The organism is Pseudohalioglobus lutimaris (assembly GCF_002866825.1).
Lineage (GTDB): Bacteria > Pseudomonadota > Gammaproteobacteria > Pseudomonadales > Halieaceae > Halioglobus > Halioglobus lutimaris.
The window spans coordinates 1-16263 of record NZ_PKUS01000052.1 but is presented as its reverse complement, the minus strand read 5'-3'; the positions used below and the strand labels follow the sequence as shown (position 1 = coordinate 16263).

The 16263-nt window shown below is 57.8% G+C and carries 14 protein-coding genes and 1 tRNA gene; 2 read left to right on the top strand and 13 right to left on the bottom strand.

Annotation, left to right across the window (positions count from 1 at the left end):
* Positions 1-28: 28 nt before the first annotated feature.
* The 13 genes from C0039_RS20480 to C0039_RS20420 form a co-directional block, all read right to left on the bottom strand.
* Positions 29-105, bottom strand: a tRNA-Pro gene (locus tag C0039_RS20480).
* Positions 106-162: 57 nt separating this feature from the next.
* Complete coding sequence (locus C0039_RS20475; RefSeq protein ID WP_076001645.1) at positions 163-525, bottom strand: MerR family transcriptional regulator; 363 nt, start codon at positions 523-525, stop codon at positions 163-165.
* Positions 503-808: an integration host factor subunit alpha gene (gene ihfA / locus C0039_RS20470; protein ID WP_076001646.1), complete on the bottom strand. Its 306-nt coding sequence runs from the start codon at positions 806-808 to the stop codon at positions 503-505. Before ihfA ends, C0039_RS20475 begins: the two co-directional genes overlap by 23 nt.
* Positions 809-818: 10 nt before the next feature.
* Positions 819-3194: a phenylalanine--tRNA ligase subunit beta gene (gene pheT / locus C0039_RS20465; protein WP_101519157.1), complete on the bottom strand. Its 2376-nt coding sequence runs from the start codon at positions 3192-3194 to the stop codon at positions 819-821.
* A gap of 26 nt (positions 3195-3220) precedes the next feature.
* Positions 3221-4234 (bottom strand): phenylalanine--tRNA ligase subunit alpha, encoded by a 1014-nt coding sequence (gene pheS, locus C0039_RS20460; RefSeq protein WP_076001648.1) that lies wholly within the window; start codon positions 4232-4234, stop codon positions 3221-3223.
* Positions 4235-4533: 299 nt separating this feature from the next.
* Positions 4534-4890 (bottom strand): 50S ribosomal protein L20, encoded by a 357-nt coding sequence (gene rplT / locus C0039_RS20455; RefSeq protein WP_040541246.1) that lies wholly within the window; start codon positions 4888-4890, stop codon positions 4534-4536.
* 38 nt (positions 4891-4928) lie between these two features.
* Complete coding sequence (rpmI, locus tag C0039_RS20450; protein ID WP_076001649.1) at positions 4929-5123, bottom strand: 50S ribosomal protein L35; 195 nt, start codon at positions 5121-5123, stop codon at positions 4929-4931.
* 59 nt (positions 5124-5182) lie between these two features.
* Positions 5183-5680 carry a translation initiation factor IF-3 gene (gene infC, locus C0039_RS20445; RefSeq protein WP_106426825.1) on the bottom strand — a complete coding sequence of 166 codons (498 nt, stop codon included), beginning with the start codon at positions 5678-5680 and terminating at the stop codon, positions 5183-5185.
* 48 nt (positions 5681-5728) lie between these two features.
* On the bottom strand, positions 5729-7651 hold the full coding sequence (thrS, locus tag C0039_RS20440; RefSeq protein ID WP_076001651.1) for a threonine--tRNA ligase: 1923 nt from the start codon (positions 7649-7651) through the stop codon (positions 5729-5731).
* Positions 7652-7854: 203 nt separating this feature from the next.
* A complete protein-coding gene (locus C0039_RS20435; RefSeq protein ID WP_076001652.1) occupies positions 7855-9093 on the bottom strand; it encodes an alpha/beta fold hydrolase in 1239 nt (412 codons plus the stop codon).
* Positions 9093-10457: a wax ester/triacylglycerol synthase family O-acyltransferase gene (locus C0039_RS20430; protein WP_076001653.1), complete on the bottom strand. Its 1365-nt coding sequence runs from the start codon at positions 10455-10457 to the stop codon at positions 9093-9095. Before C0039_RS20430 ends, C0039_RS20435 begins: the two co-directional genes overlap by 1 nt.
* 98 nt (positions 10458-10555) lie before the next feature.
* Positions 10556-11170: a class GN sortase gene (locus tag C0039_RS20425; protein ID WP_101519156.1), complete on the bottom strand. Its 615-nt coding sequence runs from the start codon at positions 11168-11170 to the stop codon at positions 10556-10558.
* Positions 11163-13325: a marine proteobacterial sortase target protein gene (locus tag C0039_RS20420; protein WP_165787207.1), complete on the bottom strand. Its 2163-nt coding sequence runs from the start codon at positions 13323-13325 to the stop codon at positions 11163-11165. Before C0039_RS20420 ends, C0039_RS20425 begins: the two co-directional genes overlap by 8 nt.
* Positions 13326-13495: 170 nt before the next feature.
* On the opposite strand from C0039_RS20420, the gene pdsR reads away from it, so the two are divergent.
* Complete coding sequence (gene pdsR / locus C0039_RS20415; protein ID WP_076001655.1) at positions 13496-14185, top strand: proteobacterial dedicated sortase system response regulator; 690 nt, start codon at positions 13496-13498, stop codon at positions 14183-14185.
* Positions 14173-16245: an ATP-binding protein gene (locus tag C0039_RS20410; RefSeq protein ID WP_101519154.1), complete on the top strand. Its 2073-nt coding sequence runs from the start codon at positions 14173-14175 to the stop codon at positions 16243-16245. Before pdsR ends, C0039_RS20410 begins: the two co-directional genes overlap by 13 nt.
* Positions 16246-16263: the final 18 nt, after the last annotated feature.

Here is a 16263-nt window from a genome sequence, read left to right as displayed (position 1 = left end):
TGGGGAAGAGCCTGAAAGATTTGGAAATTGGTCGGGACGGCAGGATTTGAACCTGCGACCACCACACCCCCAGTGTGGTGCGCTACCAGGCTGCGCTACGCCCCGAGAATCGCAATGTTTGCGAGGGCGGCATTATACTCAAAACCACCCCGCTGACAAAGACTATTTCGCTGGCGACAGCGTCCTGAGCAGTTCTTCCAGTTCTTCGATCGTTTCTTTGATCACCGCCTTGATATCAACGCCGATGTTGCCATCGCCCTCGTCGGTCATGCGCTGACGCGCGCCCCCAATGGTATAGCCCTGATCATAGAGCAAACTGCGGATCTGGCGGATGGTGAGTACGTCGTCGCGCTGATAATAGCGACGGTTGCCGCGGCGCTTGACCGGTTTAAGCTGCGGAAACTCCTGCTCCCAATAGCGCAGCACGTGTGGCTTTACGGCACACAGTTCGCTGACCTCACCAATGGTGAAGTAGCGCTTCCCCGGAATGGCGGGTAGTTCGTTATTGTTGCTCGGTTCCAACATATTCTTCTACTCGGGCTTTGAGCTTCTGGCCAGGTCTGAAGGTCACCACGCGACGGGCAGAGATCGGGATCTCTTCACCGGTCTTGGGATTGCGCCCCGGGCGCTGGCTCTTATCGCGGAGATCAAAGTTGCCAAAACCGGACAACTTCACCTGTTCGTTGTTTTCAAGACAGGTGCGAATCTCCTCGAAGAAGAGCTCAACAATCTCTTTGGCTTCGCGTTTGTTGAGCCCAAGCTCTTCAAACAGGCGCTCCGCCATTTCAGATTTTGTCAGCGCGGACATTTTCCGTTACCTAGTTCCTGAGCTCTGCTTTATAGTTTTTCCCCAACGAATCAACCACTTGGTCAACAGCGAGGTTCACATCCTGATCGCTAAGAGTGCGCGAAGAATCCCGGAATGTCAAACCCAGCCCCACACTTTTTCTTTTAGGATCAATGCCTTTGCCCTCATAGACATCAAACAAGGTTAAGTCTGTGAGGTAACTCCCCGCCGATGCTCGAACATTTCTCAACAGGTCACCCGCCGACACATCTTTGTCTACTATTACCGCCAAATCGCGGCGAACTTCGGGAAACTTCGACAATTCAGCAAATGCCGGCAGTTCTGCCTGCAATAACGCAGACAGGGTGATCTCGCAGGCATACAGCGCGGTATTCAGACCCAGCTCTTGACACACCGAGGGGTGTAGCGCGCCCAGGTAACCCACCACTTCCTCGTCCCGGGACAGCAGGGCTGTTTGACCGGGATGGAAAGCATCGCGACGGGCGGCCGAGAAACTGAAGCTGTCCTCGCTGCGTGTCAGCGCACACAAACTCTCCAGGTCGCCCTTCAGGTCGAAGAAGTCGGTGGCCTGCGCTGGCACGCTCCAGTTCTCTGCAAAGCGATCGCCAGTAATCACCATCGCCAGCGTGGGCACCTGTTTCAGGCAGTCCTCGCCGGGCAGGAAACGCAGGCCGGTTTCGAACAGCCGCACCCGCGGTTGCTGCCGGTTGGTATTGCGCAATACGGCAGAAACCAGACCCGGCAGCAGGCTGGTGCGCATGACCCCCATGTCTGCGGAGATAGGATTGGCCAGCGCCACAGGATGCAGGCCTGGATCAAACACCCGCTGCATCCTGGGATCAACAAAGCTGTAGGTGATCGCCTCACGGTAACCCCGGGCGGCCAGGTGGCGCCTGAGTGCCGGGAGCGCCAAGGTTTTCTCTGGCCTGGGCGGAATCACCAGATCGGTTGTGGGCTGTGTAGTGGGCATACGATTGTAGCCGTAGACTCGCGCCAGCTCTTCCAGCAAGTCTGCTTCTATAGCGATGTCGAAACGCCAGCTGGGCACCGTGCAACGCCATCCGCTGTCCGTAACGGAAACGCCCAGGCCCAGGCCGCTCAAAATACGCGTGACCTCGTCGTGCTCCATTTCGAAGCCCAGCAGCCGCTTAATGCGTGCCGCGCGCAATACCACATCCGGCCGTTCGGGGACATGCGCTGCTGAGACTGTCTCCGTTACCGGGCCTGCCTGCCCGCCGACGATTTCCAGCAGCAGTGCGGTCGCCCGCTCCATTGCCGTGGTTTGCAGGGTAAAGTCGACACCGCGCTCAAAGCGATGGGATGCATCAGTATGCAAACCATAGGAGCGGGGCTTGCCCGCCAGCAGCTCAGGTGTAAAGAATGCCACCTCCAGAAACAGGTCTGTGGTTTGATCGCTCACGGCGGTTTGCTGTCCACCCATCACGCCGGCCATGGCTACGGCCCTGTTGTGATCGGCGATCACCAGGGTATCGCTATTGAGCTCAACGGTCTGGCCATCAAGCAGCTCCAGCGACTCGCCCTGCTCTGCCGTGCGCACACGAATCCCTCCCTGTAATTTATCCAGGTCGAAAGCATGCATCGGCTGGCCCAGTTCCATCATCACGTAATTCGTGACGTCGACCACCGCGTCTATTGAACGCAGTCCAACGCGGCGCAGTTTCTCCTGCAGCCACAGTGGGCTGGGCCGGGAGATGTCGATTCCTCGAAGCACTCGCCCGACAAATCGCGGACAGCGCTCCGGGGCCAGCAGCTCTACCGGCAGCGTGTCTTCCAGTGTCGCCGGCACGCCGTCAATAGCCGGCCCGCACACCGCAAGATTATTCAACAGGCCCACCTCGCGTGCGATACCGGCCATACCCAGGCAGTCTGCGCGGTTCGGTGTCAGGCCGATTTCGATCATATGATCGTCCAGACCGAGATACTCACGCAGGTTCCCGCCAACGGGTGCGTCAGCCGGCAACTCCATCAAGCCTTCGTTGGCGTCGGACAGACCCAGTTCCTGTTCTGCGCAAAGCATGCCGAATGATTCCACGCCGCGCAGCTTCGCCTTCTTGATCTTGAAATTGCCGGGCAGTATTCCGCCCACTGTAGCCAGGGGAGCCTTGAGCCCTGCTCTGGCGTTAGGGGCGCCACAAACGATTTGCACCGTCTCGCTGCCGGTATTCACTTCACAGACCCGCAACTTGTCCGCATCCGGGTGCGGCTGGGCAGACAATATTTCCGCTACGACGACGCCACTGAATTCACCCGCCACCGGGTCAACCGCATCCACCTCCAGTCCCGCCATGGTGATCTGGTGTGCGAGCTCTTCGGTGCTGATTTGCGGGCTGACCCATTCGCGCAACCACTGTTCACTGATAATCACTGTTTAGTCTCCACACTCATGGGTATTCAGAACTGCTCCAGGAAACGCAGGTCATTGTCGAAGAACAGGCGCAGGTCATTCACGCCGTAACGCAGCATAGCCAGGCGCTCCACGCCCATGCCAAAAGCAAATCCGGTGTACTTCTCAGTATCGATGTTGGAGTACTCAAAGACCTTTGGATGCACCATGCCGCAGCCCATTACCTCCAGCCACCCGGTCTGACTGCAGACCCGACAACCGTCGCCACCACAATTCACGCACTGAATGTCGACTTCAGCGGAAGGCTCAGTGAACGGGAAATAGGAAGGCCGAAAACGCACAGCCAGTTCGCGTTCAAAGAACTCGCGCAGGAACGCCTCAATCACGCCCTTCAGGTCCGCGAAGCTGGTGTGTTCATCAATCAACAACCCTTCCACCTGATGGAACATAGGGGTGTGGGTCAGGTCAGAATCGCAGCGATAGACACGACCCGGACAGATGATTTTGAGCGGTGGCGCCTGATTCTCCATAACCCGCACCTGCACCGGCGAGGTATGAGTGCGCAGCACGGTATGCTCGTCCACGTAAAAGGTGTCGTGCATGGCGCGTGCCGGATGGTGCGCGGGGATATTCAGTGCTTCAAAGTTATGATAATCGTCTTCTATTTCCGGCCCTTCCACCACGTCGAAACCGATGGCGCCGAAGAATTCCGCCATTCGTTCCATGGTGCGACTGACCGGGTGAATACCGCCAGTAGACTGACCGCGGCCTGGCAGGGTGACATCGATCGTTTCAGCAGACAGCTGAGCCTCCACCGCGGCAGCAGCCATCGCCGCTTTGCGATCACCGATAAGCGCCTGCAGGTCCTCTTTGACTGCATTGATTTTTGCGCCCGCCTGCGGACGCTCTTCGGCAGACAGCTGGCCCAGCCCCTTCAGTAAGGCCGTAATCTGGCCTTTTTTCCCCAGGTAATCGACACGCAGCTGCTCCAGCGTCGCGCTGTCTTCGGCGGCTTCGATAGCCGCCCTGGCTTCGGCCGCCAGTGGTTCGAGGTTTTCCATTTAATTGGTCTCGACGTAAATCTGATTAATAAGGGAAGTGTCTTGTTCCCAACCGTTTCCGCTTCGGCGTCCCACCTCTGGGGAACATACCTTACATTCATGTACATTCGCCGCTGCCGCCATCCATGGCTTTCGCGGCATACCGTACGTCCCTGTACATTCGCCGCTGCCGCCATCCATGGCTCTCGCGGCATACCGTACGTCCCTGTACATAAAAAAAGGGAAAGAGCTGAGCCCTTTCCCTTTTGAGTCTTGCATGTAGCCAGCGAACCGCAGGTCAACCTGCGGTGAGGGTGGGCTTAGGCCAGAGAGGCCTTCGCTTGCTCCACGATCGCTGCAAAAGCCGGCTTGTCGTGCACTGCCAGGTCCGCCAATACGCGACGGTCCAGGGCAATATCGGCCTTCTTGAGGCCATTGATCAGGCGGCTGTAGCTGAGGCCATTGGCACGAGACTGGGCATTGATACGCGTGATCCACAGCGCGCGGAACTGACGCTTGCGCTGACGACGGTCACGATATGCATACTGACCAGCTTTGGTGACGGCTTGCTTGGCAACCCGGAATACACGGCTGCGAGCACCGTAGTAACCCTTGGCCTGCTTCAAAATCTTCTTGTGACGGCGATGCGCCACTACACCACGTTTTACGCGAGGCATAAGTCTTCTCCTTTCCTATCTAGTGATGTCCGGTACCGTTACTTGGCGCGCAGCAGGCGATCGATCAGAACTTCATCATTCTTGTGAATCATGGAGGTTCCGCGCAGCTGACGCTTCCGCTTGGTAGTCATCTTGGTCAGGATATGACTTTTGTGTGCGCTTTTACGCTTGTAACCACCGGCGGTCTTCTTGAACCGCTTGGCAGCACCACTGTGAACTTTTGCTTTAGACATAATCAAATACTCCGCATTTGAATAATAAAAAATAAAGAGACCGGGGCGTCACAATGCCGTCAGCTCTTCTTCTTGGGTGCGATAACCATAGTGAGCTGCCGGCCTTCCATTTTCGGAAATTGCTCGACACCACCCAACTCGGCCAGATCAGCTTCTACTCGCTTGAGTAGCTCCATGCCAATTTCCTGGTGAGCCATTTCACGACCGCGAAAACGCAGTGTGACTTTGGCCTTATCGCCGTTTTCAAGGAAACGTGTCAGGTTGCGTAGTTTTACCTGATAATCTCCTTCCTCCGTCCCTGGACGAAACTTCATTTCTTTGACTTGCGTACGCTTCTGCTTCTTCTTTTGAGCAGCCTTTTGCTTCTTCGCCTCAAAGATGTGTTTCCCGTAGTCCATGATCTTGCAAACTGCGGGATCTGAATCAGCTATTAATACGAGATCCATACTGGCGGCTTCCGCCGCCGCCTTGGCTTCACTCAGTGAGACAATGCCCACCTGTTCGCCTTCGGCACCAACAAGGCGAACCGGGTCCGCCGTGATCTGGTCGTTAGTCAGCGCCTTTTTCGCAGCGCCTTTGCTATCTTTCTTAATACTGACTCTCCACTATGCCATTGTAATACGACCGCGACGCCCTACGTCCTGTGTGAGGTGCGCTGTAAACGCATTGAGATCCATAGATCCCAAGTCCTCTCCACGACGAGCGCGCACGGCCACTGTCTGTGATTCTACTTCTTTATCCCCCACTACGAGAATGTAGGGAACCTTCTGAATCGTGTGCTCGCGGATTTTAAAGCCGATCTTTTCGTTTCTCAAGTCCGAAATCACCCGAAAGCCCTTGTTTTTTAAGGAATCTTCCACAGTTTTGGCGTATTCGGCCTGTTTATCCGTGATATTGACCACTACGGCCTGTGTCGGAGCGAGCCAGGTGGGGAAGACTCCTTCGTAATGCTCGATCAAAATTCCGATAAATCGCTCGAATGAACCCAGAATCGCCCGGTGCAGCATAACCGGCACCTGACGGGAGCCATCCTCGGCTACATACTGCGCATCGAGACGCCCAGGCATGGAGAAATCAACCTGGATGGTCCCCAGTTGCCACACCCGCCCAATGCAGTCCTTCAGCGAGAATTCGATCTTCGGGCCATAAAATGCGCCCTCTCCCGGCAGCTCCTCCCAGGGCAAGTCCTGGGCATTGAGAGCATCAGCCAAGGCTTTCTCTGCCCGGTCCCAGTCCTCGTCCGTCCCCACGCGCTGCTCGGGCCGGGTCGACAATCGGTAGATCACGTCCGAGAAACCGAAATCGGCATAAACGGCATGCAGGAAATCGATAAACGTCGACACCTCCGGCTGAATCTGGGCTTCAGTACAGAAAATGTGCGCATCGTCCTGAACAAAACCGCGCACCCGCATTATCCCATGCAGCGAGCCGGAAGGCTCGTTGCGATGACAGGAACCGAATTCGGCCAATCGCAACGGCAGGTCACGATATGACTTCAAGCCCTGGTTGAATACCTGCACGTGGCAGGGACAGTTCATCGGTTTGACCGCAAAATCGCGCTCGTCCGATTTAAGCATAAACATGTCATCGCCGAACTTGTCAGCATGACCTGACTTTTCCCACAGGGACAGATCGACCAACTGCGGTGTCTTGATCTCCTGATACCCCTGCAATCGCTGCTGATCGCGCATGTACTGTTCGATGGTCTGGTAGATACTCCAACCCGCCGGGTGCCAGAATACCATTCCAGGCGCCTCTTCCTGGGTGTGGAACAGGTCCAGCTTCTTGCCTATCTTGCGATGGTCGCGCTTTTCCGCTTCCTCGATACGGTGCAGGTATTGCTTGAGCTGTTTCTTGTTGGCCCAGGCGGTGCCGTAAATACGCTGCAGCATTTCGTTATTGGAGTCACCGCGCCAGTATGCTCCCGCGACCTTGGTCAGCTTGAATGCACCCAACTTGCCGGTGCTGGGTGCATGGGGCCCGCGACACAGGTCCCCCCAGTCACCCTGTTTATACAGGGAAATTTCTTCACCTGCCGGCAGGTCCTCAATGATCTGCACCTTGTACTCTTCACCAATGCTGCGAAACAGCTCTATTGCCTTTTCACGGCTGGTGACAATGCGAGTAACCGGAATATCCTGCTCAACCAGTTCCTGCATGCGCGCTTCTATACGGGCGAGGTCCTCGGGGGTAAAACTGTGCTCGGTGGCGAAATCGTAATAAAAGCCATCCTCGATCACCGGGCCTATGGTTACCTGTACCCCGGGGAACAGTTCCTGAGTGGCCATCGCCAGCAGATGCGCTGTGGAATGACGAATAATGTCCAGGCCGGCTTCGTCCCGGTCTGTAATGATGGACAGCGAGGCATCCGCTTCAATCACGTAAGATGTGTCGCGCTCGCGGCCGTCAACAACGCCTGCAAGGGCGGCTTTGGCGAGACCGGGGCCAATATCAGCCGCCACTTCATGAACAGTGACGGGGTTTTCAAATGAGCGTTGGGAGCCGTCAGGCAGGGTCACAACAGGCATGAGCTTTCCTTCTATCAGTGGTGGCCCCTACAAAAGGCCACGTGAATCAGCTTCAATCCGGGATTCAAGGCTGAGGTTGGGGTTCCGGGAACCCGTTTCGAGGCGGCGGATTCTATCACAGGTCCGCGCCAAAATGGGACGCATGTAGCCTCATCGACTGAATGTCTGCCGCGTCCCCTCAAGGGAGGCGCGGCACTCACCCTCTAGCGCTTTTTAGAAGGCGACTTTTTAGGAGACGACTTTTTGGAAGACGACTTTTTACGCGCGGCAGGCCTGGCGCCGGAACGCTTGGCCAGCCAGTCAGCAGAGTCCGCCCACACCGCCTTCTGCGCCTTGCTGCCTATAATCACACCCATATGTCCGCCGGGAGCCTCGCGAAACTCCCTGTCTGGCGAGGCGACGACATTAACAATTCCGCCGGCGACCTCAGGAGGCACAAGAATATCGGTCTTTCCCGCAAAGGCGAGCAGGTTACAGTTTATCCGGTCCAACTCAGCAACAGAGTCGTCGATATGCACCCTGCCCCGCGCCAGCTGGTTCTCATTGACCACACCGGCGGCCATATCACGCACCACGCCACCCGGGTAGCGAAGCATATTATTGAGATAATCCGAAGTGGTGGAATGGGATTCCACGAACTTACGATCACGCAGGTTGGTAACCAGGTCCCAGTAGGTGGTGACACTGCCCACAGGGTCCGTCATCTTGAACACCAGCGTGGTCAACCAGTCGGGCATGGAAAGCCGCGCCGGATCCAGCGTATTAAGACGTAAATTGGAATAATTGCTCACCAGTTTTGCCGGGCCATCCATCGCCTGAGCCATGCCGGCCACCATCGAAATCACGCCCTTGCCTGTTTCCAGGTCGATGGGGCTGGCGACAGTAACAATATTGCGAAGATGCTTGTCCTGGGTGAGCCCCTGGTACAGCAGGCAAAAGAGTCCCCCCATGCACCAACCCATCATGGAAAGGTCTTGACTGCCTGAATGGCGTCGTACCTTGTCCAGGGCGACGCCCATCATGTCTCGCGAGTAATCCAGCAGGCCAAGATGCGCGTGCTCCTTTCCGGGCTTACCCCAGTCTACCAGGTAGACCTTGAACCCCCTGGCGACCATATAACGGACCAGGCTGCGCTGGGGCATCAGGTCAAAGGTTTCTGTAGTCACGCCAAGGGGCGGCACCAGCACCAGCGGCACCGCGTGCTGCTTGCGCTGTATGGCCATGGTGCTGCCGTCCACAAGTTCGATCTCGTCGTCCTCGGGCAGTGCGTAATAACGCACCGACATCAGGTCGCCATCGTGCACCAGTTCAAACCAGGTGCGGCCCGACTTGATCAGGGTATCGCGCTTGAATAACCAATCTATACTGTTCGCCGTGGACTCAGCCATGCGTTGATTCAGCGCCAGCCCCTGGTCCAGGGCAAATCTTGAAAACTTGTTCATCAGGCGAGTTCCCCTTCTGCGACCAGTTCTTCAAGGTCTTCCAGTGCCTTGCCAAGGTAGACCGCCATTCGCTGCAGGTGCGGCAGCGTCTCACGCGCACCGGTAAAACCAATGTTCAGCGTGCCGGCGTAACTGACACAATCAATACTCAGTGCGGTGAACTGCATTAGCGGGCTGAGCGGGTACACAGCCTCCAGGCGTGCGCCATTGAGGTACAACGGCCGCTCTTCACCGAGAGTATTGGAAATAGCCAGGTTATAAAGGGGAGGGACAAACTGCCCGACACCTGCAACCTGGCTCGCATACAACGGCGCAGCGCGCAACATCACATAGGAGGTCACGGAATCCTCCGGCAGCGAGGCCCGGTCCTCACGCACTTCTTTGAGCGCGGTTTTTACCGACTGCAGACGCCGCAAGGGATCGGCTATATGTGTACCCAGTGGCACGCGCAATCCTGCAATCGCATTGCCCGCCAGATGCTGCCCGCGCTCCTGCAAAGAAACTGGAATCACCCCGACAAGAGACTCATCCGGCAGCGCATTATATTCCTTGAAAAAACGCCGCAGGGAACTGCCGCAAAGGTAGGTCAGTATTTCGTTGACCGTACTGTCAGTGGCATCCGCCAACGCTTCTATACGCTGCTGCTCGAACTGCTGGGTAGCAAAGCGCCGCTGGGCAGTAATATGCCGGTTGAGGGTTGAACGCGGCGTACCCCGGGGAAACAGAAAACTATTGCGCTCGCTGGGTCTGATCGCACCGCGCAACAAGCCCAGTGCTGCTCGCCCCATGGTGGTCAGCGAATCGACCGTAGTGGACAACCCCGGCCACTGCAGAGTGTCGGTCAGGTCATCCTGCTGATCACTGTTTACGATTGGCTGGGCCCAGAGCGGCTCGGCGCCTCGGGCCCGTGCGCTGGCAGACAGGGTGGCCAGCACGGGAGGAATGCCGTTAACACCCCCAACCAGCGCATGATGCACCTTTACATACAGGGCAAACCGGTTGCGCTCCAGCCCCTCGATCAGATGGACCTCCCACAGTGGTCGGTGCGGATCCAGTGCAGTGCTGTGCAAACTCGATATCATCTGCCCCAGTTCACGCTCGCCACCGGGCTCGGGGAGCGCCGAGCGACGAAAGTGGTAGTCAATATCAAAGTTCTTCTCCTCGATCAATCGATAGCCCACGCGCCGGGAGACACGACAGTTCCAGGGCGCGACGGGCGGTACCGAGCGCATACTCCTGGCAAGGTCTGCAAAGTAATTTGAAGCCGTGGTTTGCGGCTTCCTGAATATGGCAAGCACACCCATGTGCATGGGGGTCTCGTCGGTTTCCATCATCAGCCAGACAGCGTCCAGCGGCTTGATCATTGGAGAATTCATCGACTGTCTGCAGCCTCACTCAAAGTTCAGAGCGACCAATTATACAAGCCAACGAGGATTTGAGACACCGGCTCATATATCTGAATTCAGGCGCGCAGGTCACTCGACAATCTACTGCCGTCTCCGTTCTCAGCAGGCGCCATGCGCACAACGAGTCGCATTGGGCCGGCTGCATTGATCGCGCCAAAGGGATAGCACGTAACCAGCAGCAACTGCTCACCACTATGGGTGACGGGCAGCAGCCCCTGTGAGCTGTCGACGACGCTGGTCTCCACCACCTGGTAACGGCGACGGCGCCGGTCCGGCAGCTCGACCTCAACCAGCAACCCCTGCCGTAAACGTCGCAGAAAGGCGAAGTGGGTGTCGCGATGACCGCCGACTACCGCCACCCCTTCCGATCCAATGGGTGCCGAGCCGGAGTCGTGCCCCGGTCCAAATGCCAGGGCATGGCCGCTATCTCCATACAGCACGTAGCGCGTCACGCCCAGGCTGGGCACCACTAGCCGAGCAACCGGCCAGGTATCTGCCCAGGGCCAGGGTTTCACCGAACGCCCGTGTCCGGCCAGACTTTTCTCCCAGGCCTGCTGCACCAATATGGGTGCAAGCCAGGCCTTGGCATGGATGAGTGCGGCAAGGCCAAACTGGTGTAATGAGACTGCCAGTGATACCGCAACCAATAGCGAGAACAGCGGCCTAGGCATGCTCACCCTCCTGACGGCACAGGCGAACGAATATCGCTATCAACAGCAGCAAGCTACCCAGCCAGATATTGGCTGTCGCCGTGGTGGCCGTTCGCGGATAGGCATAGGGCTGCGACGACTGACCGCGCGGCCTGCTGTTGGGAACAGGTCGACTCTCAAGCGCAGCGTCGGACGGTCTCGCCTTCGCCTCTTCTACGGCGACATAGCTGGTATAGGGGCTGAGCAACTGGTGACGCAGTGCAATCGGCAGCACCTTGTCACGAAGGCTTTGCGGATCCTCCGCCCTATGCTTCTCACCCAGGAGCTGTTCAATCTTTTTGCGTGCCCACAGTGAGGCCACACCGGCATGCCTTGGGGCAGCTTCCGATTGTTGTGCGGGCCACTGTAGTGACGTCTGCCAATCTGAGTCCCCTACCCGGCCGCTGACAATCAGCGGCTGGTCAGGCAGTTCACTACCCAGTTTGACCAGCAGGTGCAGGGGCTCACCCGCATAAAGATCCGGTACTCGCTGTGGCCACACCTCAGCGGTATCCGGCCAGGTCACATCAATATCCAGTGCTGCGGGTGTGGACAGCCGTTTGAACAGATTGGACATGGTCGCGTCGACCTCAGTCTCCTCGCCAATACTGGTATAGCTCCCCCGCCCATAGTCAGCTGCCTTACGCATAAACCAGCTGTTAGGCGCTGAGCCTATACCTACAGTGAACAGGCGTGACGCTCCAATGCGCTCGACGATTTCCCCAAACAGCGCTTCTTCATTGCCCACTGCGCCGTCGGTAATAAACACAACCTGGCGCAAGGGTGGCTGCGTGACCAATTCATCGACATCGTCCTGTGCGCTCAGTGCGGCACGCAACACGGGGAGCATCTCCGTACCGCCGGACGCGTGCAGGTGGCGCGTAAACTCCCCGGCCAGCTGAAGGTTATGCGAAGTTGCCGGCTGCGCACGCCGGAACAGCATGCGATAGTCGCTATTGAACTCGATAATATTGAAGCGGTCCTGCTGTCGCAGAAGCTGCAATGAGCGGCCAAGACTTGCCCTGGCCTGGCGAATAGACACCCCGCCCATAGAGCCCGAAGTATCGATCACAAAGATCAGTTCCCTGGGTGGCAGCGAGGCCGGCTGCTGCAGCGCCGGGGGGACCAGCATCAGCAAGCCATAGAATTCACCGTCGACCTGCTCCGTGAACAGCGCTCCGGCTGGCGCGCTGGCTGCAACGGGGCGCCAGTTGAGCACGAAGTCCCGATCCATCTCGGTCTTTCCTGCCGCGAGCTGCAGCGTATATAACTGGCCACTGCGGTTAAGTATCACCTGGTGATAAGGCGAATCCACGCTGGCCAGCGGCATTCCCGCATCCAGTTCAATGTAGATTTCCAGTGGGTTGTGGGGCTGCACATCCGAGCCAGGGTCGGCGTGCTGCAATGGCGATATCGCGGGTGCATCAGCAACCTGGTCGGTAGGCACCGCCCAACCATGCGTGGGCAGCACCGTCAGCGACCGCAGTTCATCGCCGGGGATTCCGGGCATATAGCGCGGAGTGATGGTAGTGGGCAGGCGCACACTGAAGCGGCCGTCCTGGTATAAAGCAGTCTGCACATATTCAAGCTCGACCACTACCTCCTCGCCCGGCGCGACGTTCGCCACTCGTGTGGTAAAGAGGTTAGGACGCTGCTGTTCTACAAGTGAGGCTTTTTTGCCGGCGTGAAGCGCCTTCTGGTAGGACTTTCTGGCCTCCTCCTTCTCTTTGATCTTGCCGACAATACGTCTTTCGCCCAGTTTCATCTGCATGAAACGAACAGCACTCGAGCCGGGCAGCGGAAAGGCGTAAACACCTTCCATCCAGTCTTCCGTTTCGTTCCTGAATACCTGTTCGAGCCGGACCACGGCAACCATTCCCGAGATACGCATATCAACGCGGCTGCGCTGCGTCATCGCAGTGTGCACTTTGCCCTGCTGGTCAGTCAGTAGTAGCTGCCCACTGCCGACGTCGCCCGCTGCGACCGACTCTGCACGTACCGCGGTCGCAGACAGCAACAGCAGCGAGAGCAAAATCATTAACAGGACTGGCAGGCAGCGAAAACATAACCACCATGACAGGCATTCGAATCGCTGGCGATCACGGGACACAGTGCGGTACAGGCGAGGTAGATTCATCGTAGGCTCTCCAGTTACGTTGACTTCCATTGAACGCCGGTGCTGTGGCATTACCGGGGATCGAAAATGGCCTGCTTATGGGGAATTGTGATCAATTGTGGCGGCCGCTTGAGGTCCAGGCGGATATCTGAAACCATGCAATCATTCATTTTCTCCCGCCTGTAAAACAGATGCCCCAGCACATCGCCATCGTTGAAGACGAAGCCACCATCGCCGCAAATTACCGGGATCACCTGCAGCGCCAGGGCTTCCGCGTATCCGTATACGCCAACCGCGGTAGCGCGGGGCAGGCGTTCGCGTTACAGCTGCCAGATCTGGCCATAATTGACGTCGGGCTCGGTGACGAAATGGAGGGCGGTTTCGAGCTCTGCCGTGAGCTGCGCGCGCAGTCACCAACCCTCCCCATTGTCTTTCTCACGGCGAGAGACTCAGAGCTGGATATTATTTCCGGGTTGCGCCTTGGTGCTGATGAGTATCTGACTAAAGGGATCTCCAATGCTCAGCTGCTGGCCCGCATCCATGCGCTGCTGCGCCGTGTACGTGCGCTGGGCGCTCCTGAACGTCAGGAGCAGCTACTGCGCCAGGGCGACCTGGAAATGAACCGGGAAAGGATGACTGCGAGTTGGCGCGGCGAGGTACTCGAGCTGACCGTCACCGAGTTCTGGATGGTCAATGCCCTGGCGCAGCACCCCGGCCACATAAAAAGCCGCCAGCAACTGATGGACAGCGCCGACGTGGTGCTGGACGACAACACCATTACCTCTCATATCAAGCGTATTCGGCGCAAGTTCCTGGCACTGGATGAGTCCTTCGCGGCCATCGATACCGCTTACGGAGTGGGGTATAGATGGAAAGGTTGAGGTTCAACCTGCGCCGACAGCTGATTGTTGTTTCCCTCCTGCTGCTCTCTCTACCGTGGGCCGGTTGTCAGTTTATCCGCGAGATGGAGGGCGCCCTGGGTGAGGCGCAAGAGCAGGCGCTGCTCGCTACAGCGGAGACCATTGCCGCCATGGCCAGTGAGCGCCCCACCCTGATCTACACTGACCTGGGGCGCATAGCTGACCCGGGCGATTCACACCAATCGGTCTACGCACAGCCTTCATTACATGCCGTGGTGGTAGACGGTTATGCAGAGGGCTGGGAGGACGTACCCAGGGCCCATTGGCCTGCCTCCCATGCGGAGGATTCCCTGTCCGTAAGCCTGCAGGCACTTACCCACAGCGAAAACCTGTACCTGCTGTTGCATATCGAAGATGAGGAAGTGGTCTACCACAACCCCGGGCTGAGCCGCGAACCCAATGGCGACCGCGTGATACTGCGCACATGGCAGAATGGCCGGAGGCAGGATTACGCGCTGGCTACTGCCGCACCCGGCAGTGTGCGAGCCAGCGCTGCCGGGCGGCGCGAGCGCGGCGTAGACGCGGAGCAAATCTGGGGTTACTGGCAAGACGCGCTTGGTGGCTATACTCTGGAACTGGAAATACCACTGGAGCTCATCGGCGGACGCCTTGGGTTCTACGTTATCGACAGCAAGACCGGCAACGACAGTCCGGTACACACCATCGGTAACACGGCCCCGTTGGACACCCATGCACCGCCCTGGTTGATTCACACGCCCGACGCTGTGCAAGCTGCATTGTCACCGTTTCGTGCACAAGCCGACTCCGTACACCTTCTCGACAACGCTGGCTGGATCGTTGGTGGCCTTCAGACCAGCGCAGACGCACCGCGCACGCGAGAGACATTCTGGCTGCTGCGCCTGGTGTATCGCAGCATCCTCTCAAACAATGCCCTGACCCAGGCTCCAGCCATACAGGCATCTGGCAAGCTCGCCGATGAGGAAATTTCTCACTCACTCTCTGGCGCTGTAAGCAGCAGGCGTTACCAGGACCCAGGCAACAACAACCGTGCATTGCGCGTGGTGTCCGCACCAGTGCTAGATGGAGACGCTGTCATCGGGGCCGTTGTCGTGAGCCAGAGCAGCGAACAATACCTCTCCCTGACTGACCAGGCTTTCAGCAGGCTACTGGGCTACAGTGCGCTCGCCATTGGCCTCGGTGCGATTGGGCTGCTGGCTTATGCCAGCCTGCTATCGCTGCGTATTGGACGCCTGAGCAAGGCTGCCAGTCATGTCATCGGCAAAAATGGTGTTATCTCTTCTAACTTCCCGAGCAGCAATGCTCCCGACGAAATTGGCGAACTATCAAGGCGGTACGCCGAGTTGCTGGACCGGCTACGCGAATACAATGATTATCTGCGCACACTCAGTCGCAAATTAACCCATGAACTGCGCACCCCGATCGCGGTGATTCAAACATCACTGGAGAATCTGGAAGAAACCACGGCAAGCGAGCACAGTCCCAGCCCCTACCTGATTCGCGCGCGCGCTGGCCTGTCCCGGCTCAACGGCATACTGCAGGCGATGAGCGAGGCCAGCCGACTGGAAGAAAGTCTGGTACAAAATCCGCTTCGCCCGTTCGACCTGGTGCCGTTGTTGCGCGATATGCAAGGCGCCTATAGCGCGATCTACCCGGACCACCCGATCGAGCTGGAGGTCCCTGAAGAGCCAGCAAGTGTGAATGCCGCAGCTGACCTTATCGTGCAGCTACTCGACAAGCTGGTGGAAAATGCAGCCTCCTTCAGCCCGCCTGGAGCTCCCGTCAGGCTCTCACTGCAGCCCAGCGGGCAGACCTGGATACTGGCGGTCAGCAACCAGGGCCCGCTTTTGCCAGAAGATATACGCAGTACCCTTTTTGAACCCATGGTGTCCTCGCGCACCACCGATGACGGGCAGCTGCATCTGGGCCTGGGGCTGCATGTGGTTCGCCTGATCAGCGACTACCTGGGAGCAGACATCAGCGCGGCCAACACCACGGAACCACCCGGCGTAACGATCACGGTCACTTTCCCGGCAGAATAAAGCGGCCCCAAAAAAAAA

Coding starts and splice junctions, on each gene's coding strand:
- pheS (WP_076001648.1), bottom strand. CDS start 4,234: ATGGAAAACCTCGAACCACTGGCGGCCGAAGCCAGGGCGGCTATCGAA.
- C0039_RS20425 (WP_101519156.1), bottom strand. CDS start 11,170: ATGCCTAGGCCGCTGTTCTCGCTATTGGTTGCGGTATCACTGGCAGTC.
- rpmI (WP_076001649.1), bottom strand. CDS start 5,123: ATGTCTAAAGCAAAAGTTCACAGTGGTGCTGCCAAGCGGTTCAAGAAG.
- C0039_RS20410 (WP_101519154.1), top strand. CDS start 14,173: ATGGAAAGGTTGAGGTTCAACCTGCGCCGACAGCTGATTGTTGTTTCC.
- pdsR (WP_076001655.1), top strand. CDS start 13,496: ATGCCCCAGCACATCGCCATCGTTGAAGACGAAGCCACCATCGCCGCA.
- C0039_RS20420 (WP_165787207.1), bottom strand. CDS start 13,325: ATGAATCTACCTCGCCTGTACCGCACTGTGTCCCGTGATCGCCAGCGA.
- C0039_RS20475 (WP_076001645.1), bottom strand. CDS start 525: ATGTTGGAACCGAGCAACAATAACGAACTACCCGCCATTCCGGGGAAG.
- C0039_RS20430 (WP_076001653.1), bottom strand. CDS start 10,457: ATGATCAAGCCGCTGGACGCTGTCTGGCTGATGATGGAAACCGACGAG.
- C0039_RS20435 (WP_076001652.1), bottom strand. CDS start 9,093: ATGAACAAGTTTTCAAGATTTGCCCTGGACCAGGGGCTGGCGCTGAAT.
- thrS (WP_076001651.1), bottom strand. CDS start 7,651: ATGCCTGTTGTGACCCTGCCTGACGGCTCCCAACGCTCATTTGAAAAC.
- rplT (WP_040541246.1), bottom strand. CDS start 4,890: ATGCCTCGCGTAAAACGTGGTGTAGTGGCGCATCGCCGTCACAAGAAG.
- ihfA (WP_076001646.1), bottom strand. CDS start 808: ATGTCCGCGCTGACAAAATCTGAAATGGCGGAGCGCCTGTTTGAAGAG.